The 22,747-nt window shown below is 44.9% G+C and carries 19 protein-coding genes; 7 read left to right on the forward strand and 12 right to left on the reverse strand.

Annotated features, from left to right (window positions below):
- Nucleotides 1–21: 21 nt before the first annotated feature.
- Nucleotides 22–1,797 (reverse strand): ATP-binding protein, encoded by a 1,776-nt coding sequence (locus QUB44_RS15485; protein WP_333368987.1) that lies wholly within the window; start codon nt 1,795–1,797, stop codon nt 22–24.
- Nucleotides 1,798–2,033: 236 nt separating this feature from the next.
- Entirely contained in the window at nt 2,034–4,748 is a 2,715-nt protein-coding gene (locus tag QUB44_RS15490) for a DNA methyltransferase (RefSeq protein ID WP_333368989.1), read from the reverse strand.
- 164 nt (nt 4,749–4,912) lie between these two features.
- Here QUB44_RS15490 and QUB44_RS15495 point away from each other — a divergent pair, with 164 nt between their 5' ends.
- From QUB44_RS15495 to ureC, 5 genes are all read left to right on the forward strand, one after another.
- Nucleotides 4,913–5,788 (forward strand): urease accessory protein UreD, encoded by an 876-nt coding sequence (locus QUB44_RS15495; protein ID WP_333368991.1) that lies wholly within the window; start codon nt 4,913–4,915, stop codon nt 5,786–5,788.
- A 162-nt stretch (nt 5,789–5,950) separates the two neighbouring features.
- Nucleotides 5,951–6,253: an urease subunit gamma gene (ureA, locus tag QUB44_RS15500; protein ID WP_006635319.1), complete on the forward strand. Its 303-nt coding sequence runs from the start codon at nt 5,951–5,953 to the stop codon at nt 6,251–6,253.
- 34 nt (nt 6,254–6,287) lie between these two features.
- Complete coding sequence (locus QUB44_RS15505) at nt 6,288–6,605, forward strand: urease subunit beta (protein ID WP_333158442.1); 318 nt, start codon at nt 6,288–6,290, stop codon at nt 6,603–6,605.
- Between the two features lie 337 nt (nt 6,606–6,942).
- On the forward strand, nt 6,943–8,070 hold the full coding sequence (locus QUB44_RS15510) for a glycosyltransferase family 61 protein (RefSeq protein ID WP_333368993.1): 1,128 nt from the start codon (nt 6,943–6,945) through the stop codon (nt 8,068–8,070).
- 179 nt (nt 8,071–8,249) lie between these two features.
- Complete coding sequence (gene ureC, locus QUB44_RS15515; protein ID WP_333368995.1) at nt 8,250–10,022, forward strand: urease subunit alpha; 1,773 nt, start codon at nt 8,250–8,252, stop codon at nt 10,020–10,022.
- Between the two features lie 103 nt (nt 10,023–10,125).
- On the opposite strand, the gene QUB44_RS15520 is transcribed toward ureC, so the two are convergent.
- The 10 genes from QUB44_RS15520 to QUB44_RS15565 form a co-directional block, all read right to left on the reverse strand.
- Nucleotides 10,126–10,758, reverse strand: coding sequence for a hypothetical protein (locus QUB44_RS15520; protein WP_333368997.1), 633 nt, complete (start codon nt 10,756–10,758; stop codon nt 10,126–10,128).
- Between the two features lie 238 nt (nt 10,759–10,996).
- Nucleotides 10,997–12,691 (reverse strand): calcium-binding protein, encoded by a 1,695-nt coding sequence (locus QUB44_RS15525; protein WP_333368999.1) that lies wholly within the window; start codon nt 12,689–12,691, stop codon nt 10,997–10,999.
- Between the two features lie 368 nt (nt 12,692–13,059).
- Complete coding sequence (gene crn3, locus QUB44_RS15530) at nt 13,060–13,392, reverse strand: CRISPR-associated ring nuclease Crn3/Csx3 (protein WP_333369001.1); 333 nt, start codon at nt 13,390–13,392, stop codon at nt 13,060–13,062.
- 52 nt (nt 13,393–13,444) lie between these two features.
- Nucleotides 13,445–14,374: a DUF192 domain-containing protein gene (locus tag QUB44_RS15535; protein WP_333369003.1), complete on the reverse strand. Its 930-nt coding sequence runs from the start codon at nt 14,372–14,374 to the stop codon at nt 13,445–13,447.
- A gap of 7 nt (nt 14,375–14,381) precedes the next feature.
- The gene (locus QUB44_RS15540; RefSeq protein ID WP_333369006.1) at nt 14,382–16,112 is read right to left on the reverse strand and encodes an NAD+ synthase; all 1,731 of its coding nucleotides are present in this window, start codon (nt 16,110–16,112) and stop codon (nt 14,382–14,384) included.
- Between the two features lie 87 nt (nt 16,113–16,199).
- A complete protein-coding gene (locus QUB44_RS15545; protein WP_333159752.1) occupies nt 16,200–16,493 on the reverse strand; it encodes an isochorismate lyase in 294 nt (97 codons plus the stop codon).
- A gap of 70 nt (nt 16,494–16,563) precedes the next feature.
- Nucleotides 16,564–17,313, reverse strand: a complete 750-nt coding sequence (locus tag QUB44_RS15550; protein WP_333369008.1) for an NrtR DNA-binding winged helix domain-containing protein — start codon at nt 17,311–17,313, stop codon at nt 16,564–16,566.
- The gene (locus QUB44_RS15555; RefSeq protein WP_333369010.1) at nt 17,274–17,873 is read right to left on the reverse strand and encodes a nicotinate-nucleotide adenylyltransferase; all 600 of its coding nucleotides are present in this window, start codon (nt 17,871–17,873) and stop codon (nt 17,274–17,276) included. The genes QUB44_RS15550 and QUB44_RS15555 overlap by 40 nt, the downstream gene beginning before the upstream one ends.
- Before the next feature lie 174 nt (nt 17,874–18,047).
- Nucleotides 18,048–19,451 (reverse strand): nicotinate phosphoribosyltransferase, encoded by a 1,404-nt coding sequence (locus tag QUB44_RS15560; protein ID WP_333369012.1) that lies wholly within the window; start codon nt 19,449–19,451, stop codon nt 18,048–18,050.
- Nucleotides 19,452–19,568: 117 nt separating this feature from the next.
- Entirely contained in the window at nt 19,569–19,841 is a 273-nt protein-coding gene (locus QUB44_RS15565; RefSeq protein WP_333369014.1) for a hypothetical protein, read from the reverse strand.
- 108 nt (nt 19,842–19,949) lie between these two features.
- Here QUB44_RS15565 and QUB44_RS15570 point away from each other — a divergent pair, with 108 nt between their 5' ends.
- Entirely contained in the window at nt 19,950–20,099 is a 150-nt protein-coding gene (locus tag QUB44_RS15570) for an isochorismate synthase (protein ID WP_333049849.1), read from the forward strand.
- 786 nt (nt 20,100–20,885) lie between these two features.
- On the forward strand, nt 20,886–22,673 hold the full coding sequence (locus QUB44_RS15575; RefSeq protein ID WP_333369016.1) for an NHLP bacteriocin system secretion protein: 1,788 nt from the start codon (nt 20,886–20,888) through the stop codon (nt 22,671–22,673).
- Nucleotides 22,674–22,747 lie beyond the last annotated feature (74 nt).

Raw genomic sequence — 22,747 nt, forward strand, 5'->3', positions numbered from 1 at the left:
ACGAAGTCGTCCCGCGTGATATTACGCAGCAACTGGCAAAGTAATCACAAATTCCGTACCCTGTCCTATTTGAGAATTTACCTCAATTTTGCCGTGATGCTTGGCAAGGATTTGATAGGAAATAGCCAATCCCAATCCAGTACCTTTGCCGATCGACTTTGTAGTAAAAAATGGGTCAAATATCTGTTGGGCACAGGCGGAGGCAATTCCCGGCCCGTTATCTCGAATCTTGACGGTGACAGTATTGTCGGCTGTAATTTCCGTGCTCACCCAAATCGTTGGCGAATAGCCTTTGTCTTCCTTTTTCACCTCCTCCAACGCATCTATTGCATTACTAATAATATTCATAAATACTTGATTGAGTTGGGCTGGATAGCACTCAACCGCAGGCAACTTGCCGTATTGTTTAATAACTTTAATACCTTGTTTGAGCCGGTGATTGAGAATGACGAGGGTGCTATCTATTCCTTCGTGAATGTCGGCTGATTTCATTGTTCCGTCGTCCGATCGCGAAAAATTCCGCATGGATACGACAATTTCGCGAATGCGATCGGCTCCCATTTTCATCGAAGAGAGGGTTTTTGGTAAATCTTCTCTGAGAAATTCCAGTTCAATGTCTTCGATGCGCTCTAGAATAGCATCTGGTGGGTTGGGATAATATTCTTGATAGAGAGTTACCAAATCTGCCAAATCTTGGATGTATTGGTTGGCATAGTCAATGTTGCCGCCGATGAAGTTGACGGGATTATTGATTTCGTGGGCTATCCCTGCAACCATTTGACCGAGAGATGACATTTTTTCGGTCTGAATTAATTGGGATTGAGTTTGTTTGAGTTCTTGTGTATATTCGCTAACTCGCTGAATCAATTGATTGAAAGACGCCGCTAAAACTCCAATTTCGTCGTCTGTTGTGACTGGTACTTGCAGGTTGAAGTTCGATTCGCGAGTGACTTGCTGAGCGACATTAGTAAGGGTTTCTAAGGGTTCGCCGATCGCGCGGCTGGTTTTGTCCGCTAGCGTAGCGGCGATGAGTGCTGAAATTAGCATACTCCCCAGAATAATTCGGTTTCGCAAACTTCCAGCTTCTTCTAATGCTTGGGTTCCTTGCTGTTTGTTAAGTTCTACTGTAGAAATTAGGTCAGTTAAACTTTGAGCAAGGTTCTCTAGTACGATCGCCTCTTGACCGCTGCTAGTCCTCAACATTTGTAGCTGTGCGGACTCAATGCTGCTGGGTGGCAAGTTCCCAACATCCGCTTCTTTTAACTGCAATTTAATTAGCTTACCGTAGTAATCAATGACGAGGGCAGATTTCTTCAATATAGCGTGCAATTCTGCCTCTTCTGTTGCTAGTCTCTTGGGATGTTCTCGTGCGAAAGATTCAATTTCTGAAATCAGGATTTTCGCCTGATTGATTTGCCCGAAAAACCGCTCTTGTTCGTATTTCAGCGCCACAGTGTTTCCCAAAACGACTGGCAATCTCGCCGCGCGCGATCGGGCTTCAAATACAGTATTTTGCAAATTTTGCAGCAGTTGCTGCTGCTGCCCAGCAACATTCACCTGAACTAAAGCTTGCTTGCGGAAGTAGTCTCCCAATTTCATTCCCGCACCAGTCCCCAAAATCGCTATGCCGATAGCTAAAGCATAACCGTAGCTAATTTTTTGGCTGATTCGCAAATGGTTGCATCCTCGCTTTAGCCCTGTTAGATTAATACTTGAAGTCGGTAAAATTTTTTTTTGAGCATAGTGCTCTTGCTCTACTTTGCTATTTTTAGACTGACTGTGGTTAAATAATAACATTGGAAGTTCCTCCCAAACAAATCAGGAGTAATTGAGCGAAGAAAAGCAGAATGCACTTATGCTGAAGGCGGAAAGCAGTTTTGAGTTTTTAATTTGGAATTTGGAAATCTTTAACTCAAAACTTAACTCTTCCCCTAGTATCTCTGTTTTTATACTAGAGTGTTTGTGATCTATATCAACAATTTATGTGATTATACGCAGATTTACAACATTTATGGTAACAACGATTAGTATTTTTAGTCGGTTGGGGCACAAGGCCCAACTACGGGTTCTCCCCGTTTTTCTTTTTCTGCCAGTTCTAGGTTTAGTTCCAGCACTTTTGCTAAAATATCGTCGCTGTCAGTAAATCCGTAAGCTGCATTACATTCGCGATCGAGCTTAGCATGAAGTTTATAAAGTTGACTTGTTGGCTCATTAAAAAATTTATTGTAAAGTTGAGTAATTCCCCACTGCTTTGCTGACATTTGTTGAGTGCGGTATTGATGCAATTCGACCGCCGTTGCCCGAATTTGCTCTACTGATTGACGAGTCGGTGTCTGCGGAAATGGGAAAGTTTCAAAGCAGGTATTGTGGGTGTAAGCTGTTCTGTCCTCAAGTGTAGATTTTTGAGCGTGCATCCAAATTCGGTGAATTTTAGATAAAAGAATGCCCAGAATATAAAAGTCTTCTGAGGCAACAACTACTGATTTGTCTCCCGGCAGCCAACTAACGGGAGCGGGAATGAAGACAGCCCACTTTGAGACTCTCGGTACGGTAAAGTAGTGAGATAAAGGTGCGATCGCCTTTCTCATTTCTGAACGCAATCGCAAAAAATTCCACCAATAAATTCGGGATCGTGCATCTCGATTATTATCCCGTTCAGGCTTGACATGAGCTTTCACATACTCAAAAGGCAGCACATATTCACTCGCTTCTTCAATGTTCATATCATTGAAGTCAATAATCCAGCGTTCCGGCATACCGTTAGGATTCTTTGCTAGATTTGCACCCATTGAAAAAAGTTTAAGAACCTCTTGATTTTTAGCATCTTCTTTAATCCAATCATTAACCTGCTGTTGACTAACAATAAATCCCATTCCCACTGGAATTACACCTTGAAAGCATGTGTTTAAATTCGCTGACAACCGGGCAGCTTTAGAAACATCAATCGTAGCTTGCAGCGAAGAGTTGATACTAGAAACCGCGAGATTATCTAAATAGTAAACTTTCGGCTTTTCCTTGCTCCAGTTAATCAAGCTGACATGAACCTTAGCTTGCCCAGACCAAGGCTGAGTAGAAACGGCTGCATAAATGTGACCGCCATTTTGCGCGACATAATCTAAAGCAGCAGCACGACTTTTACCTTGACTAATTGAATTAGTACCAACTAAACCCGCCCTGCCATTTAGTTCTAAATTATTGTGAGCAATGCGAAACCAATAAGCACAAAAATCAACCGAATCTTTCACATCAGGAAAGCGTTTAAACACGCGCTCAACATATTCATCTCCCAGGGCAATCCTCATGTGCTTTCCGCCTAAAAACGGAGGATTGCCGATAATCGCGTCAGCCTTCACCCAATCAGTAAATAAAGCATCCTTACAGACAATATTTTTATCCAAAGTATCTAAAGGCAGAGAAGGTTCTTTCAATCCCAAATTATCGATCGCCACCTTGCGGCCAATCATCAAAGTCACCCGCGCCAACTCCACCGCAAACGAGTTAATATCCATGCCGTAAAATTGCTGCGGCGTGACTAAATTCATATAACCTCTTGTACCGTCGAACTCGTTTAGCTTATCTAAAAGTAACTTTTCAACTTGCTTGAGTTCCTGATAAGCTACATAGAGAAAATTACCCGAACCGCAAGCCGGATCTAGGACGCGATAGCGACCTAATTCTTGGTGCAGACTTTGCAGTTTGGCTACGGTATTTGCAGCGTTAATTCGCTCTTCCCAGTAATAGCTAATTGTGGGCAGAACAATGCGGCGAATGTCTCCCTCTGTAGTAAAGTGAATCCCGTAGGCGCGGCGCTGTTTTTTATCTGTTTTCAAAGCCGATTCAAAAATATTCCCAAAAATAGAAGGGCGTACCTGACTCCAGTTTTGTTCTGCACAAACTTCTAATATTTTCAACTCTCCCTGTTGCAGTTCAATGGGGTGTATTTCCGAAAATAATCCGCCGTTGAAATACTCGACTCCTTCATAACGTCCTTCCGGCGTGACTCCCTGCTGATTCATTGCTTGAAATAAGCCGCCCAAGACATCATAAGAACTTGCTCCTTCCAAACAATCTTTGACGCAGCGAGTAAATAGTGCCGGCGGCAAAAGTCCCCTATCTTCGGCAAACATTGCTAAGACGCATTGCAACACAAATCGCTGTGCCTGAAACTGATTAAATTTAGCAAATTTGCGCTCTTTGCCGCGCTCGATTAGCATTTCCAGCAGCATCCCCATTCTGCTAGCAGCTTTTTCGGTAATCTCGACTTGGTTGTTTTTGAATATGGGGCGGCGGCTAGTAGATTCCATGAAAGCAAAAGCGGGCGATCGCGCGGGCAATTGCTTTAGGGATATAATGTCTACAGGCTGATCCGGCTGAAGGTCGAAATCGTAAATGTGAAACTCGTCAAAATTGCACATCATCACGTAGCGCGGGCGATCGTCTTTTTTGAGGCGAATATAATAGCGTTCTGTTTGCGTGCGGTGTTCTCTTTTAGTCAAATCTTCACCGCGCTTTTTCATTTCAATCAAAACGTGCTTTTTCCACACCAAATCAGCAAATCCCATTTGACCTTTTTTGCTGCTTTTTTCTATGCGTTCCTCATAGGCTGCGCCTGCTTCTAATGCCCCATCGTGGCCGAAAGCCCGAAAGAAGCGGTCTAAAAATACCTGTGCTTGTCCTTTTTCATCGCCTGTAATGTGTTGTTGGCAGTAGGTAACGAATTTTTGGAGGCTTTCAGGGGTGGCTGGCATGGGAGGATAATTTAAAACGCATATTAATTAGTATAATCTGCTATCTTGTATTATGGTTATCTTATGTCATAGACCGCCAGGGAATGAATTCCCTGGCGGAATGTTGGGTAGCGGGTAGTAATACCATATTGTTAATAATCTTTATTATTAACTTCTAAAAAGCTGTGATTCAAAACTCGACTGAAACACCTACAAATAACATTCAAACTGGATGGCACGGCCGCCTAGATTTAGCCTACGCTAACCGCAGCGGTGCAACTCAAATCATTTATAATCAAATGCAAGCACCACTGAAGGTGCAGCGCCCGTTTTATCCTGAAGGGAAAGAGATTTGCCACAGCGTCATCTTGCACACGGCTGGAGGAGTTGTCGGGGGCGATCGACTTTCCAGCAATTTTCACCTCCAACCCAACGCCAAAGCCTTGATTACCACGGCAGCCGCTGGTAAAATCTATCGTAGCAGCGGACTAGAATCACAACAAAATATTGACATTCAGCTAGATATCGGTGCTAATTTAGAATGGCTGCCACAGGAAACAATCGTTTTTGACGGCGCAATATATCGGCAAAATTTGCGGGTAGAATTAGCACCAACAGCGAGGATTTTACTGTGGGAAATTACCCGATTTGGACGCACTGCTAGGGGCGAAAAATTTGCGTCTGGAGAATGGCGATCGCACACCGAAATCTGGCAGCAAAACAGCCCTTTATGGATTGACAGACAATTGCTCAAAGGTGGAGAAAAAATGCTCGAAAGTCATCACGGTTTAGCAGGAAAACCCGTAGTGGCCACCCTCGCTTGGGTAGGCGAACCCGTAACCACAGAACTCGTGGAAAAAGTGCGAGATTTGCCATCTGAGGCAACACTTTATCCTGGTAATTCCACCGTCGGCGTGACTCGTATTCCTAACGGTTTGCTGTGCCGATATCGCGGTACATCCACCACCGCAGCGAGAGACTGGTTTGTCAACATTTGGCACTTGCTGCGCTTATCTTTTTCACAACGCCCTTGCTGTTTGCCCAGAGTTTGGATAAAATAGGATGATCTTTGAGGTTCAATGTATAGTTGCCCTCCCAATTAGATTATTCATCTCTCTCTTCTCTGACTCTACGCTCTCTGCGCCCTTTGCGGTTAAATCATTCAGAAACAACCGTAAACGATATCATAATCAAATAATGCGATCGCACTTACAAGAATAAAAATGCAACTCACCCCCCAAGAAAAAGACAAACTGCTGATTTTCACCGCCGCCCTAGTAGCAGAGCGCCGCAAACAAAGAGGTTTAAAATTAAACTATCCAGAAGCACTCGCCTACATTTCCGCCGCCATTTTAGAAGGAGCGAGAGATGGCCTCACAGTCGCCGATTTAATGAGTTATGGAACAACTCTCCTGACGCGGGAAGATGTGATGGAAGGGATAGCAGAAATGGTGCATGAAGTCCAGGTTGAGGCGACTTTCCCCGACGGAACAAAGTTGGTAACAGTGCACGATCCGATCCGTTAAAAACTCAACCACAGATACTCAGAGGAGGAAAAAAATGATTCCCGGAGAAATGATTGTTTCAGCAGGCGAAATAGAATTAAATGCCGATCGCCCAACGGTGCGGTTGCTGGTAGGAAATAAAGGCGATCGACCCATTCAAATTGGTTCACACTATCACTTTTATGAGGCAAACGAAGCCTTAGAATTTAATCGAGAACAAGCAAAAGGAATGCGGTTGGATATCCCCGCAGGTACAGCAGTCAGATTTGAACCGGGAGATGAAAGGGAAGTGCAATTAGTGCCGTTTGTTGGTAGTCGTCAAGTCTACGGCTTTAATGGAAAAGTGAACGGTCATCTGGATGCTGAAGTATGAAGCCAGATGACCGTTCACGATTGTTGATTTGGGAATTTGAAACTTTTTAACTTAAAAGTCCTACCAGTTTCAAAACATAATGCAACTGTAGGCTCTCTCCACACTATCATAGTGATCACTCATCCCAATCCCAAATGGAAAATCGCAAATAGTATCATTTCCAGCCCTATGCCTGGAGAATGATAAAGTAAGATAAAAACTTTTTCTCTGCCTTCTGTATAAGTGCCTTCGGGCTTTTTTTGTTAGTTCAATCTCCTACTTTTGAGCGAGTTAAAATCTGCTGTTTGCGGTCTAATGTGGTTGTAAAAACTGCAAAGATATACAGCAAAAGTGCGTGATGAACCCAAAATTAGTTGACCAGATCAAACAGAAATTGAAGCAGAGCTTGCTGGCAACATCAAGGCGTGTCTGGAGAACCCCGTTAGACCGACGCACCAGTATCAAATTGTTAGATGACAGCATCGTTTATAAAAAGCAGCACCAACCTATCCATATACCCGCATTAACCTCTGTAAAAAAAGTGCCTTCTAGGTTTTTTGCCACGGAAAAAGCCGTGTCTTTTGACCCAGATTATGTGTGGAAGATTTCCCTGAATCAAAAAATAAATTCTCTAACTATTTGTACGTCGGGCAACACCCTGCTGAATAAAAAGTTGCTTTTAGACTTGGATTTTCGGATTAGCGGTGCCGGCATTCTGGAATGGCCTTACAAACCTAACCAAATTACCTATCCGCTGGTAGTTGCTCCTTGGTCGCATTTGTGGTGCAGTTATTATGATTATGTGATTTTTGTGCTGGCTAAACTTTGTCGAATTGAGGAGGCTTTAGGTAAGGAAATTTGGCAAGAAGCTAAAATTTGTTATCCTTTACGACATACAGATTTTGAGTTGGGCTTTATGACCAAACTCGGTATTCCTGAAAGTTCACTAATCGACACTCAGGCTAGAGATACGGGATATCATGCAGAAAGTGTGGTGGTGGGAAACAATCAAGACTGGTATTTTCCCAGTCCTTACGATATAGAGCTTTTGCGGAAAAAATTCTGTCTTAAGGAAAAGGTAAAGCCTTATAGAAAACTTTATCTGTCTAGAAGCGGCCGGCGCAAGGTTAAAAATGAAGTACAAGTGCGAGAGGTTTTGAAAGAGTTTGATTTTGAAATTTTGGAAGATATCTCGCGCAGTGTTGATGAACAAATTCGTCTGTTTGCAGAAGCGGCGGTGGTTGTCGGCCCTCACGGGGCAGGTTTTACAAATTTGCTGTGGTGTCAGCCGGGAACAAAAGTATTAGAATTCTTTTATGGAGGATACACTCCGCCATATTTCTATTACATTTGCCAGCTATTGGGATTAGAATACTCTCGCATGGTTGATGACAACAATGTAGCGGAAGATTGGAGTTTCATTGGCATGGATATGACGGTGGATGTGGAGATTTTAAAAAGGCAAATCCAGAAAATGATGGAGTAAATTTGCCCCTTTATACCATTGGTGATTTTCGATTGGCAAGAATTGATGCCTATCGGGGTTTTAAAGCTTGCCTAATGTTGTATTTTTTTTTACTGTTTCAGATTGACGAACTCGTCACATACTATAATTCAAGTAGGTCTAAACTGCCAACTAAAAATTTATTAATATTAGGAGTGAGCATGAGTTACAGAATGGATCGTCGCGCCTACGCGGAAACCTTCGGGCCGACTGTGGGCGATCGCGTCCGGTTAGCCGATACAGAATTATTCATAGAAGTTGAAAAAGACTTCACAACCTACGGGGATGAAGTTAAATTTGGCGGTGGCAAAGTCATTCGCGACGGCATGGGACAATCGCCGATTTCTAATGCAGACGGCGCTGTTGACACGGTGATTACTAATGCTTTAATATTAGACTGGTGGGGAATTGTTAAAGCAGATGTCGGTATTAAAGACGGCAAAATTTACAAAATTGGTAAAGCCGGAAATCCTTATATTCAAGATAGGGTAGATATTATTATCGGGCCTGGTACTGAAGTAATTGCGGGTGAAGGAATGATTCTCACCGCCGGGGGAATTGACAGTCACATTCACTTTATTTGCCCGCAGCAAATTGAAGTGGCGATCGCCTCTGGAATCACGACAATGATCGGCGGTGGCACTGGCCCTGCAACGGGTACAAACGCCACAACTTGTACTCCCGGGCCTTGGCATATGTACAGGATGCTGCAAGCTGCTGACGCTTTCCCCGTAAATCTAGGGTTTTTAGGTAAAGGAAATAGCAGTCAACCTCAAGGATTAGTCGAGCAAATTTTTGCCGGTGCAATGGGTTTGAAACTCCACGAAGATTGGGGAACTACACCAGCAACGATCGACACTTGTTTGAGTGTAGCTGAGGAGTACGATGTGCAAGTTGCAATTCACACCGACACTCTCAATGAAGCGGGATTTGTGGAAGCTACAATTGCCGCATTTAAAAATCGGGCTATTCACACTTACCACACCGAAGGTGCTGGCGGCGGACACGCACCGGATATTATTAAAGTGTGCGGACAAGCTAATGTTTTGCCCTCGTCAACTAACCCGACTCGCCCTTACACTGTCAATACTTTAGAAGAACATTTAGATATGTTGATGGTTTGCCACCATTTGGATCGAGGCATTCCTGAAGATGTGGCTTTTGCTGAATCGAGAATTAGAAGGGAAACTATTGCTGCTGAGGATATTTTGCACGATTTAGGTGCGTTTAGTATGATTTCTTCTGATTCTCAGGCGATGGGAAGAGTTGGAGAGGTGATTATTCGGACTTGGCAAACGGCTCATAAAATGAAGGTTCAAAGGGGGATTTTACCCCCCCTAACCCCCCCTTACCAAGGGGGGGAAACAAGAGGGATAACCCCCCCTTACCAAGGGGGGGAACCAGGGGGAGAAAATGATAATTTTAGGGTGAAGCGGTACATTGCGAAATATACAATTAATCCGGCGATTACTCACGGAATTAGTCAGTATGTCGGTTCAGTGGAAGAGGGGAAATTGGCGGATTTGTGTTTGTGGCGGCCGGCTTTTTTTGGGGTGAAACCGGAACTGGTAATTAAAGGAGGGGCGATCGCCTATGGGCAGATGGGAGATGCTAACGCCAGCATTCCGACGCCGCAACCGGTGCATATGCGGCCGATGTTTGGCAGTTTTGGCGGTGCGATTGGGGCGACTTGTCTGACGTTCGTTTCCCAAGCTGCGCGCGATCGAGATATTGCCGCACAGCTCGGTTTGCAAAAGCCCACTGTAGCAGTTTCCGGCACCAGACAAATTAGCAAAAGAGACATGAAACTCAACGATTATTTGCCACAAATGGAAGTCGATCCAGAAACTTATGAAGTCAGGGCGGATGGGGAATTGTTAACTTGCGAACCGGCAACAGTTTTGCCAATGGCGCAGCGATACTTTTTGTTTTAACCGATTATACAATCATGTAGGGGCGGGTTTTACCAACAATATTTGCCAAAAACCGACAATCTAAAAAACCCGCCCCCACCCTACGGCAAATCTTCATCTTACTTCATTCTGGATGTGATTTCCTGTTAGAAAAATTGAGCGATCGCACTATCAAACCCTGACACAAAAACCAAAAATAAAGTGCTATATTAATCCCGCTCAACAGCTTCGGTATTCCCTCCAGCAAGCTCGAAATTATCTCGTTTTTTAAAGGCAGCGCTTCTGCAAAAAATGCAACAAATAACAAACCAACGCCACTCAGCAGTAAAGCATAGGGAGTCGAGCGAATTTGTCTCCGAAAAGCTAATCCGTATGCAATTGCCAGCACCGCGTAAAATATGACAATTGTCACTTTCGGGAAACCCGCACGTCCCAGATGAACGTGGGTGCGAAAAACTTCATTGAACAGAAAGCAACCTGCAAACAGTGCCGAATATAAAATAAATCGATTTTCTGGGCGCTCTGGTTGAATAATTCTCAGCAATCCAAAGGTAAAAGCGCACACCATTACCGATAAATAAAATAACATTTGAAACGCCAAGAAAAAGAAACCTGCACCCGGATACGTGGCAGAGCAAGGCGGCAAAAATAACCCTTTTACCGACGAAGAACCGAATAAACTCAGACACGCCGTCACTAGCCCAACTAGCACTAAAGTTAAACTATTGAACAACAATATAGTTCTGTAATTTGCCATAATTAATAACTAAAAGCTAAGAACAGTATATTGCGCGTCAAACCATTTTTTGCTAGGGCTTGTACACGGGGGTTCAGAAACCGGGTTTTTTACGAAAATACTGCGTTGTGACCTGCAGATTCGGTAAAAAACCAGATTTCTCTGTCTGTCGGAGTGCGTAATTCGCGATCGTGTTCTTTGAGTAAAGGTGAGATATTCGGTGAAAGGACAAAGCAGACAATTGAGAATCGGCAGATATCTAAACAGACACGAAATCTTCAGGGCCAATGAAATTGGGAGCAACGCCTATCAAAGCAGCTAAAACTTCACCGCTGCTGGCTACTCTAATTAATGTGCTGTTAGTTCCAGCCGAAATTGATAGCTGTCCGAAAGTTAAGCCGTTGATTAATTGAATGGTATCTTGAGAGTTGCTGAAATCAGAGATGGTATCAACTCCCAATCCCGCACCTAAAACAAATACATCGTTGCCCGCGCCACCGCCAAGATTATCGTTTCCCAAACCGCCGTTGAGGGTGTCAAAACCTTTTGCCCCAGACAGGTTATCGCTGCCGTCGCCACCATTGATGATATCGTTGCCCCGCAAACCAGTCAGCACGTCATCGCCTGCCAAACCGTTGATGGTGTCGCTGCCGGGAGTGCCAGTGAGCACGTCGTTGCCGGGAGTGCCGTTGATGAGGTTTGGAGGGTTATTGATGCCGCCTGAAGTGCTGCCGATGTCAGAAACAAAGACATCCTGAGCATTGTTCGTGTCTCCCGGCACGAGGTTGGAGGCATCAGATGCAAACACCAGAAACCGCCCGTCGGCTGATATTGAGGGCCCAAATAACGCGTCGTCATTCTGCCCCCGATCGCCTGCTGAATCTACAGAGACGCGGGTGATAGTATTGTTTGACAAGTCCCGCACGAAGAAGTCCTGTTTATTGTTAGTGTCTCCCGGCACGAGGTTGGATGCCTGAGATTGAAACGCCACAAACCGCCCGTCGGCTGAGATGGAGGGGTTGAAGGAGTTTTCGTCCCCCTGAATGCCTGCTGAGTTTACAGAGACGCGGGTGGTAGTATTAGTTGACAAGTCCCGCACGAAGATCTTAAGTTGGTTAAAAAAATTGTTAGTGTCTCCCGGCACGAGGTTGGATGCCTGAGATTGAAACGCCACAAACCGCCCGTCGGCTGAGATGGACGGACTGAAGGAGTCGCTGTTCCCCGGATTGCCTGCTGAGTCTACAGAGACGCGGGTGGTGGTATTGGTTGACAAGTCCCGCACGAAGATGTCGTTGCGATTGTTCGTCTCTCCCAATCGGTTGGAGGCAAAAGAAATAAACGCCACAAACCGCCCGTCGGCCGAGATGGAGGGGGTGAGGGAGTCGCTGTTCCCCTGATTGCCTGCTGAGTCTACAGAGGCGCGGGTGGTGGTATTGGTTGACAAGTCCCGCACGAAGATGTCGAACTGATTGTTCGTATCTCCCGGCACTAGGTTGGAGGCATAAGATTGAAACGCCACAAACCGCCCGTCGGCAGAGATGGCGGAATTGTTGGACAAGGAGTTCCCCTGATTGCCTGCTGAGTCTACAGAGACGCGGGTGGTGGTATTGCTTAACAAGTCCCGCACGAAGATGTCCGGTTGATTGTTGGTATCCCCCGGCACTAGGTTGGAAAAAGATGCAAACGCCACAAACCGCCCGTCGGCTGAGATTGAGGGATTGAAGGAGTCGTTGTTTCCCTGAATGCCTGCTGAATCTACAGAGACGCGGGTGGTAGTATTGGTTGACAAGTCCCGCACGAAGATGTCGTTTTTATTGTTAGTGTCTCCCGGCACGAGGTTGGATGCCTGAGATTGAAACGCCACAAACCGCCCATCGGCTGAGATGGAGTAAGCGTTGGAGTCGCTGTTCCCCGGATTGCCTGCTGAGTCTACAGAGACGCGAGTAATGGTCATAAGTCCTCACACTAAAATTGCAAATTTGCTAAATTGACGAGTGTTCGATCGCCCCTAGCTTCTGACAAAACAGATTCGCGCGGTTGTAGGGCGATCGACTAATGTTTCTGAATACACTTGTCCAAAAATTATATTATTGTGGTACAGGCATCCTGCCTGTTCAAGACTTGCATTTCTGGATCGGCATTCATAGCTGGATAGTCTGGTACACAATAGTCTGGACTATTCACTTAACACGCTCTAATTTAATCGCGACTCTCCTGGATTTGTGGTGGAAACAGTAGTTAGCCTCTCGCTAACGCAGGTAATATGCCCCCACCACGGGAAGTTTTATTTTTATTTATTATCACCTAAAACTCAGGAGAGTCTTAATCGCTGGGTAAACTCAATTTTAATACCTGTCCAACAGATACCTCGTGCTTGTGCGTCGCTACTACCACTGCACCTTCTAATCGCGGATCGTAACATCCAACCCAAGCTGCAGGATGACATTCGTGTACTAAATACCCATACAGCCAAATTGCTCCTCTACCTTCAATGACAATTCCTTGGCTTAATTGAACGTCTTGAGGAAGTTTCAAACCTTGTAAATCATGTGGTGTGATGATACCGTCTTGAGTGGTAATTCGTAAGCGCAAATGTTGGTAAGCTAAACCGTCTTGAGTTTGATGGGGGATTATTTTTAATTCAATAGGATTCATTGGATTCATTGGATGCAAAAATGTTGAATGCTGCGATAAAATCATATACCTTTTAGGGTAAATTGGGAATCCGATCGCCAACTTTGAGTCCCAATTGGGCCGCCCTTCCGCCTCTGAGTTCAATAACTCCGTCAACGGGAACATCCGGGCCGTAGTTGGGGCAGGTTTCGCTCAAACACGGCGGTACGTTAGGAATTATCGCCTGCACTACGCCTTCCCGCAGAAAAACCATATCGAGCTCAATAAACACGTTTTTCATCCAAAAACGCACGTTTCGCGCGGGTTCGATGGGGAAAAGCATTCCTCTGTCGTCTGGCAATTCTGTGCGAAACATTAAACCTGTCGCTTGTTCTTGGGGAGTTTTCGCCACTTCCAGTCCGATCGCGCGATCGGCTATAATCGTGTTAACAGAAATTGGCAAAAGCTGACCGCTATCTAGTCCGCCAAACAGCGAGATAAAGTTTGATTCAATCAGATTAGAATTTCCCAAAACAACTCCTAAATAATTACCAGAGTTTTTATCTTTCATAATAGTTTGGTTATCGGCAACAGAAAGCTCTAAATCGCTAAACTTCATGCCTTCTGTCAAGACAATTTTATCATTGCCGTTGCCAAAATCTGTAATTATATCGGCTTCAGTAATAGTAGAGGCGGCGGCGGTTTTTTCCATCACAAATAAATCCTCCCCCGCGCCTCCTGTCAAGATATCTCTGCCTTCGCCGCCTATTAGTAAATCGTGACCCCGATCGCCAAAAATCCAATCCGACTCTTGTCCTCCATAGATTGTATCGCTTCCCTGCCCGCCAGCCAGCGTATCAGCGCCTTCATTTCCGGCCAGCAAGTCATTTTCCCGATCGCCCAAAACTCGGTCATTTCCCCCCAAACCTTGAATAGTATCATTACCTGCAAATCCTCTAATCGTATCGTTGCTGAGAGTTCCCAGGAGAAAATCGAAGCCGAAAGTACCGTCGATGTTAACCATTTTGCGTTTAATAAGAGGAAACTTTGGCGATCGGCATCCGCCAACCGGTACCAAAAGCTCGATCGCTAATTTTCAAACCAGGGGCTGCTTGTCGCCGTTTAAACTCGGCTTGCCTGACTAATTTTACTACACGTTTAACCACGGCTTCATCGTGTCCTGCAGCGACAATTTGTTGGGCAGATTCGTGATGTTCGATCAACCGCTGCAAGATGTCATCCAAAACATCGTAATCCGGCAAAGAATCTTGGTCAATTTGTCCAGGTTTCAGTTCAGCACTAGGTGGCTTAGTAATAATATTAACCGGAATAATTTCCTTTCCCAACTGGGTCTGATTTTTTACCTTCCCACTCCCAGAATTCAGCCACCTACAAAGCGAATAAACGCGAGTTTTCGGTACATCAGAAATCACCGCCAATCCCCCATTCATATCGCCGTAGAGAGTGCAGTAACCCACCGCCATTTCCGACTTATTGCCAGTCGAAAGCAGCAAATGTCCGAACTTATTAGAAATTGCCATCAATAGATTGCCTCGAATCCGCGATTGAATATTTTCCTCAGCAATCCCGAAAGTTGTATTGACAAACAAATCGGCGAGAGTGCGATCGTAAGTTTTCATCAAATCGCCGATCGGCAATAGTTCGATCGCGATACCCAGATTTCGGGCTAATTCCAAAGCATCATTAACCGAATGATCCGAACTGTAAGGAGAAGGCATCAGCACTCCCAGAACATTTTCTGGCCCGATCGCGCAACTGGCGATCGCCGCCACCAAAGCCGAATCTATCCCGCCACTCAAACCGAGTACAACCTTAGAAAAACCGCACTTATGAACATAATCTCGTACTCCCAAAACCAAAGCAGCCCAAATTTCTGCATCTCCCTCGGCAGGATAAAAACTCAATGGCGTCGCCTTAATTCCTGCTGCGTTTTGCTGATGGCTGCCAACTAAATCTTGTTTAGCTGCGTCATATTCCAGCACCACAAAATCCGTTTCAAAAGAAGCTAATATTTGAATTAAATCACCCTTTCGATTCACAGCAAAACTGCTGCCGTCAAAAATAATATCGTCATTTCCCCCTACCTGATTAGCGTAAATAATCGGTATCCCGCAGCGGATGACGCTGTGCTCCAACATACCCGATCGCACTCCCCGCTTTCCCGCAGAATAAGGTGATGCCGACAAATTCACCACTAAATCTACACCCAATTTTGCCAAATCGGAAACAGGATCGCCCGCGTAACTGCGTTTACCCCAAAACTCCTCATTGTTCCACAAATCTTCACAAATTGTCACGCCGACTTTGACTTCGCCAATAGAAAAGTAATTGCTGTTTTCTCCAGGTTCAAAATATCTATCTTCATCAAATACATCATAAGTAGGCAACAAGCGTTTATGAAAAACTTGTTTGACAACGCCATTTTGCAACAAAACAGCGCTGTTAAACAATGATTTTCCGCCGAGTTTAACAGCCTTAGCATTAGGTAAGGCAGTGCCTACGATGACTGCCAACTCCGGTGGCAAAGCTTGCGCCAGTTGCTGCAACTGTGCACCTGCATCTGCAATGAAACTCGGATTAATTAACAAATCGCGCGGCGGATAACCGATCAGGGAAAGTTCCGGTGTTAGCAATAAGTTTGCGCCCTCAACCTCAGCTTTTTTCGCAGCCTCCAGAATTAGGTTGGAGTTGCCAAAGATATCACCAATAGTAGGATTGAGTTGTGCGATCGCAATTTTCATCTCACCAAATCACCTCATAAATATTGCTAACAGTCCGCCCGCGCGGACTCACTTTCCTATAGTTCTAGATTTGAATGTATAGAAACCTTACTCAGATTTGAAATGTTTCAACTCTTCCTCAATATAATAATTGACCAAATCCCGGTAAATATTTTCAACCACATCAGGATTCAAACCTGATTCTAAAGCCCACTCGCGCCGCTGCTGTAACATAGCATGAAAGCGATCGGGCGCTCTAACACCAGCTTCACTCGTTTTGAACCTTGCTGCCGCGACGACGTATTTAAATCTTTTGCTCAAAGCGTCGATCACTTCTCGATCGATGATATCAATTTCCTCCCGAACTTCGTGAATATTAGCACATTCATCAGGGTCTTTCATAGTCTGCACTCCTTAATAGCTTCTATTCTAATGTTACTAAATTGATCCCCGAATGTCATCCAAGGAACAGCTAGATAAACACCAGTGGCTTATTTTTGAAAGGAGCAAAAGCGACCGCATCAAAGCGGTACAAACTAGCAGGGCGGCCAGCCCCCCGCGAAACCTTAACACCGGTATCGCACAAAAAACCCAATTTTAACAATCGAGATCTAAAATTAGAATAATCAGAAAAATTTTCCCCCAAAATAGTTGTATAAAGCTGATACAAATCGCTCAAAGTAAAAAGCTCCGGCAAAACTTCAAAAGCTACCGGACTGTATTCAAGTTTGTTACGCAGTCGCCGGTATCCGTATTCGAGAATTTGATTGTGATCGAAGGCCAGCTTAGGAACTTGTTGCACGGGATACCAAGCAATGCCGCCGACGCGATGGCCCACACCAGCTACTACACTCCCAGCAATTAACTCAGCTTCCTCAAAGCGAACCAAAGCAAAATAACTCACCGAAAGATAACGATCGCCCCTGGTAATTTCCCGAGGATCGCGCCCCGGTTCTCCGAAAGTATACAATTGCTCCAGATACAAATTTTTTACCCGAATTTTCTCAGACAAAATCCGGTAAGCCGCATTTTCAAGAGACTCTCCGTGCCGCACCAAAGTACCGGGAAGACTCCAAGAATCGATAAACGGTTCGTCTTGCCGCATTACCAACAGCACCAACAAGCGGTTCTGCACGGTATCGACGGAAAAAATAACATTATCTACTCCTACTTTAAAGTCAGCTAATGAGCAACCTTCGCCCTTTTTCGTGCCTCGTGCCATGCGTACAAATGCTCCCTATTTATGTAATCTTCGATGGTCGGAGTCAGGGCTTGGGTGTCTCCTGTTTCCCGATAGAAGGTAGAAGAAACATTGGGACCATTCAAAGATGCGATCGCCACCTCTGCACCCATGCGCCTCAACTGCCACAAATCTAATTGCTCTGATGGATAACCGGGTCGCGGTACTATCAGCAGATCAACTTGTTTTAACAATTCTTCAAATTTGTACCAGCGAGACAGTTGCCCCACTAAATCAGAACCGATTACCAGTGTCAAATCTGCATTCGGCCACAGCAATCTTGCTTGTTCCACGGTTTCCACCGTCCTCGGACTGCTGAGTTCTGGATGCAAACAAAGATTGTGTCTCGGCGAATTAATTTCTTGAATCATTAACAGCAGCATTGCCGATCGGTGTTCTAGAGAAGTTTGGTGCGACTTAAAAGGATTGTCCGATGCCCAAACTGCTACCCAATCGAAATGTTGAGAAAGCCAACTCAGAATTGTTTTGTGTCCTGCTGTGGGTGGATCGGCACTGGTTCCAAAAAGAGCAATCTTCTGCATAGGGAATCGGTAATTGTTGACTGTTGACTGTTGACTGTTGACTGTTGATTGATGACTGTTGATTGATGACTGTTGACTGTTGACTGTTGACTGTTAACTGTTGACTAATGACTACTGACTAATGACTACTGACTAATGATTACTGACTAATGACTAATGACTACTGACTACTGACTACTGACTCTTTTTCGTTTTTTGGGTGAGACTCTGCAAATCTGTAGAAATTTCCACCTGCAGCGAAATCGGGTTGTCAAGTTGGCGAGTTTCGGGGCGAAGACTGGCGACAGAAGCAGCAGTTCGTTTCGCGATATCGTCCAAACTTTCAGGCTTCTGCACTCGTTTGCCGTCCTTGACAACCAATTTCATTAATGGTATATGAGAATCGCAATTATTAATATTTTCTCCCGACAATCCCAAACAATCTCCGAGAATTTGCCCATTTTCAATATGTCTAAAAATTTGCTTTTTTCCGGGATATGTTACCTTGTCGCTTGCCTCTTTCATCACCGGAATCCCGTCAATTTCCACCAACTTATAAACACCGTTTACAGGGGAACCGCTGACCAACTTCGTTCCCAAACCGTAACCGTCAATGCAAGCACCGCTACTTTTTAATTTAGCAATCTCTCGATCGTCCAAATCGCCACTAGCAAAAATTGGAACCCCAGGCAGGATCGATCGAACTTCCCGAGACAGCACCGCCAAATCGCCCGAATCCAGCCGCACGCCTTCCAACTGCATTTCACCGCTGTTTACTCGATCGGCCAACATCCGCGCCGCTGCCACAGTATCATAAGTATCGATCAGCAGCGGCGCCCCCGGAAAATAGCGGTGAAAAGCTGCAAACGCCTGATTCTCGCTGCCTTCGAGAGCGGCCACAGCCATCACCAAAGCATGGGCGATCGTACCGACAGGTTTGCGGCCCAACTTCAAAGCAGCCAAAACATTAGAAGTTCCGTCGAATCCCGCAGCCAGAGCCGCCCTAGCCGCCCAAACAGCAGCTTGAGGCCCAAAAGCCCTGCGCGTCCCGAATTCCAGCAACTTAGCCTCCGGGCCCGCCACATCCCGCAGCCGCGCTGCCCGCGTCGCAATCAAAGTTTGATAATTTATGGCATTCAATAAATAAGTTTCCACTAACTGAGCCTGCCACAGAGGAGCTTCAATTCGCAGCAGAGGCTCGTTGGCAAACACCGCAGTCCCCTCGGACACCGCCCAAACATCGCCAGTAAAACGGGCTGTGGCGAGTAAAGTCCAAAATCGCTCCGGGGCACCTGCAAAAATCCCAGTGGACTGCAAAGCCTCAATTTGCGTCGGCGAAAACCGAAATTTTTCCAAATAATCGATAACTTGCGCCAAACCCATCGCGATCGCGTAGCCAAAACCCTCTGGCAGCCTGCGCGCGAATAATTCAAAACTCGCAGCCCGCCCGTCGAGCCCTTCCCCGACGTAACAAGCGGCCATCGTTAGCTGGTAGAGATCGGTCAAAAGGCTGTAATCTGCTGAAGAAACCGTCAGTTCCCGGTCTTCTAAGATTTCTTCAAAACCTGTGAGCTGCAGGCTTTCTGTCGCAGTTTCCATAAGAAAAACCCCGGACAAACTTCTTTTTCTTAATTATAGTGACAAACACCATATCTTTTTGTAAATATTTGATGAAGATTGCAGATATTTGTCGAAAAAATTCGCTGATTATGCCCTTTAATAGCGGATTTTGGTTGATTTGTACATTAATATTATGGTAAAATCCATATAAATACTTAATTTAACAAACTCAGGAATTAAGCATAAACACTCAAGCGTTCCGGGTTTTTTGCGAAATATTTCGTTGCAGCCTTTGAATAGAGTTAGAAAACTCGGTTTCTGAGCGTCGAAGGGCGATCGCGACTGCTTGAGTTGAGCCAGGAAAAATCTATCAGCAAAAGGTCGATCGTCCAAAAATGTGTAATGTCTCAAACCTTCAGCTTGCTTCATTGTTGCAGACCAATAAGTAATTCAAATAAATATTGCTAAACTCATCCACAGCCCAAAAATCCGAGTAATATTAAAAGTATCAGAACCCAGACAAGAGAGGCAGATTCTATGAATCTTTCTAAATCTTTGGCAAACGCGATGCGTTACGTTTCGGAAGCAGCGGTGCGGATTTTTAGCCCCAGCGATGACAACTATCCAAATAGTGGAGTTCAACCTTTTGAGGGTAAGCTCTCCAAAAGTTCTAAGTCGAGAGAATGAACAGCCTTTCCGGCAGTTTCTAGTGAGTTCGGCACACGCATTCTTTAACAGTCAACAGTTAACTATTAATTGTTGACTGTTGACTGTTGACTGTTGATTTTTGACTGTTAATAGTAATTGTAGGTGGGTTTCCCTTCCTTCTACCCCACCTACAATTACCAATCACCAATTACACTGAACTTCCCCAACTGACAAAAGGCATATTCAGTGTACATTAAGCGTTTGAAATAAAGATTTTTGCTCCCGGTTTACTGCGTATAAATTAGAGAAATACCAAGCAAAACTAGAACCTTTTGTTGCACTAGGGTTGGTTCAGTAATCTTATCAAAAATCAAACTATATAACAATCATTGCAGAAGTCGTAAATGTTCTACCCCACCTCCTTGAACAAATTGCACGACATTTTAAGTTGTTACTTCGATACCTTAGAGTAATTTTAGTCATTGACAAAAGTGTTTTTAGCTTAACTGTGACCAATGTGTAGGCACTGGCTGCGGGCGATACCTAGCCAAAAGTTCGGGTCATTCCCCCGTCTGAAGACTGGCTGTAAGCTGGTCTTTTTGTTAGCTGAAAACTCTACTTTTAGTTAGGGTCTTACCAGGGTTAATTGCCGTAAAGTGATTTTACAGGCAAGCTGCAAACAGGAGTGAGAACATTCAAGTAATTGCACGGAAGCTTTGAACGTTTGTTGGGAAATTGTTTGGGCCTCAATTGACTGGCAAGGAATTTCCCCTTCAAATACACCCCTGCTTAAAGCCGCGATCGCACTCTCGAAAGGAATAGCTGATGCAGGTAAAACAAAACAAACTTTTCACTACTGAAGCGATCGATCGCTTATCTTCACCGGAACGCCTCGACGAAATGATGCAGGTGGTTAGTCCTCGATCGTGGCTGCCACTAACTGCAATTGGCTGTTTAGTTGCTGCTGCGGCTGTTTGGAGTGCGATCGGGCGAATTCCGCTGACTGTTTCCGGTCAAGGCGTGTTGCTTCTGCCCCGCCGAGTCGTGCAATTTCAAGCTGCTAGTTCCGGTCAATTGGTAAAGCTCAATATCAAGCCGGGAGATGTTGTTAAACGGGGTCAGGAAATCGGCAGAATTGATAAACTAGACCTCAAGCAGCAGCTAGAGCAAGAAAAAGCGAAATTAGCGGAACTGCAAGGGCAAAAACAAGATACTAATAAGCTGCAAAAACAGCAGATTGCCCTGGAATTAAAAACCCTAGAACAGCAGCAAAAAGACCTTAAAGAAAGCTTAAATAGGGAGTCAGTTGCACCCATATTGCACCAGCAAAGTATGGCGGCATTAGAGCAAAAACGCCAAAGTTTGGAAGAAAGTTTACGCCGCGAACAAATTGCGCCGGTACTGCGGCAGCAAACTCTGACAGCATTAGCAGAAAAACGCCAAAGTTTGGAAGAAAGTTTGTGGCGAGAACAAGTTGCACCGATATTGCGGCAGCAAACTCTGGCCGCGATCGGCAAAAAACGCGACAGTCTTTTGCAGCGAAAACAGCACATCACTTCTTTGGTGGAAACTTTGCAGCAGCGGTTTGAAACTCGCCGCGTTCTTTACGAACAAGAGAGGGCTATCAGCGAGGATGTAATGCTGCAAGCGAGACAGGAATTCGCGGACTCTCAGATGCAACTGGCGGATATTGAAACGCAGTTAAAGGAACTCGACGTTCAGCAAACTAATAGCGATCGCGAATTCTTGCAAAATCTCAATAAAATTGACGACATCAAAAACAGCAGGCAGCAACTCAAAGTAGAAGCTACCAATACCGAACGGGAGTACCTGCAAAATCTCAACCGCCTTAACGAAATTAAAAACAATCTCCAAGAACTTAAAGTTCAGAAAAGTAACACCGAACGGGAGTACCTGCAAAACCTGAACAAAATTGACGAAATCAAAACTAAGATTAAAGACATGGAAACCCAAGCGGTCAAACTAGCTCAACAAGATTTAGAGAAGTCGATCGCCCAAACAAATCAAATTCAGGAAGTTAAACGCAAGATTGCCCACTTGCAGAATCAGTTGACGGCCGACAGCAAAATTACCAGCCAATACGACGGCCGCGTTTTAGAAGTTAGCGCCGTTGCAGGTCAAATGCTGAACATCGGTACAAGGATCGGGACAGTTGAATCTAAAAATTCTCGCGAAAAAATGGTCAGTCTTGTTTATTTTGCTGACAGAGATGGCAAGCAAATTAAACCGGGAATGACTGTACAAGTTACCCCTAGCGTCGTCAAGCGGGAACGCTACGGTGGCATTGTCGGCAAAGTAACCCAAGTTTCTCCTTTTCCCGTTACTAATCAAGATATGTCGTCAATTATCGGCAATGAAAATTTGGCTGACAGCATCTCGAAAAACATAGCTGGTGGCGGTGCTCCCGTGCAAATTTTTGTGGAATTGCAGGAAGATCCGAACACTATCAGCGGTTACAAATGGTCTTCCTCGAACGGGCCTCCTCTCAAAATTTCCCCCGGTACTACGGCGCTAGTTCGGGTTCAAATCGGGCAGTTAGCGCCCATTTCTTACGTGATTCCTATTTTTCGGTCTTTGACTGGGGTTTATTAGACCTCTTGCAAAATAATTTTATGCTATAATCAAGGGTTTGGCTTAAGTGGAGCAGATTGCAGGTTATAGCTAAT

Origin of the sequence: Microcoleus sp. AT3-D2, from assembly GCF_036705715.1 — a bacterium.
Classification (GTDB): Bacteria; Cyanobacteriota; Cyanobacteriia; order Cyanobacteriales; family Microcoleaceae; genus Microcoleus.

Bases quoted from the DNA above. Each gene is read 5' to 3' on its own strand.
- QUB44_RS15485 (WP_333368987.1), bottom strand. From the start codon at position 1,797: ATGTTATTATTTAACCACAGTCAGTCTAAAAATAGCAAAGTAGAGCAA.
- QUB44_RS15490 (WP_333368989.1), bottom strand. From the start codon at position 4,748: ATGCCAGCCACCCCTGAAAGCCTCCAAAAATTCGTTACCTACTGCCAA.
- ureA (WP_006635319.1), top strand. From the start codon at position 5,951: ATGCAACTCACCCCCCAAGAAAAAGACAAACTGCTGATTTTCACCGCC.
- QUB44_RS15505 (WP_333158442.1), top strand. From the start codon at position 6,288: ATGATTCCCGGAGAAATGATTGTTTCAGCAGGCGAAATAGAATTAAAT.
- QUB44_RS15510 (WP_333368993.1), top strand. From the start codon at position 6,943: ATGAACCCAAAATTAGTTGACCAGATCAAACAGAAATTGAAGCAGAGC.
- ureC (WP_333368995.1), top strand. From the start codon at position 8,250: ATGAGTTACAGAATGGATCGTCGCGCCTACGCGGAAACCTTCGGGCCG.
- QUB44_RS15520 (WP_333368997.1), bottom strand. From the start codon at position 10,758: ATGGCAAATTACAGAACTATATTGTTGTTCAATAGTTTAACTTTAGTG.
- QUB44_RS15525 (WP_333368999.1), bottom strand. From the start codon at position 12,691: ATGACCATTACTCGCGTCTCTGTAGACTCAGCAGGCAATCCGGGGAAC.
- crn3 (WP_333369001.1), bottom strand. From the start codon at position 13,392: ATGAATCCTATTGAATTAAAAATAATCCCCCATCAAACTCAAGACGGT.
- QUB44_RS15535 (WP_333369003.1), bottom strand. From the start codon at position 14,374: ATGGTTAACATCGACGGTACTTTCGGCTTCGATTTTCTCCTGGGAACT.
- QUB44_RS15540 (WP_333369006.1), bottom strand. From the start codon at position 16,112: ATGAAAATTGCGATCGCACAACTCAATCCTACTATTGGTGATATCTTT.
- QUB44_RS15545 (WP_333159752.1), bottom strand. From the start codon at position 16,493: ATGAAAGACCCTGATGAATGTGCTAATATTCACGAAGTTCGGGAGGAA.
- QUB44_RS15550 (WP_333369008.1), bottom strand. From the start codon at position 17,313: ATGGCACGAGGCACGAAAAAGGGCGAAGGTTGCTCATTAGCTGACTTT.
- QUB44_RS15555 (WP_333369010.1), bottom strand. From the start codon at position 17,873: ATGCAGAAGATTGCTCTTTTTGGAACCAGTGCCGATCCACCCACAGCA.
- QUB44_RS15560 (WP_333369012.1), bottom strand. From the start codon at position 19,451: ATGGAAACTGCGACAGAAAGCCTGCAGCTCACAGGTTTTGAAGAAATC.
- QUB44_RS15565 (WP_333369014.1), bottom strand. From the start codon at position 19,841: ATGAAGCAAGCTGAAGGTTTGAGACATTACACATTTTTGGACGATCGA.
- QUB44_RS15570 (WP_333049849.1), top strand. From the start codon at position 19,950: ATGAATCTTTCTAAATCTTTGGCAAACGCGATGCGTTACGTTTCGGAA.
- QUB44_RS15575 (WP_333369016.1), top strand. From the start codon at position 20,886: ATGCAGGTAAAACAAAACAAACTTTTCACTACTGAAGCGATCGATCGC.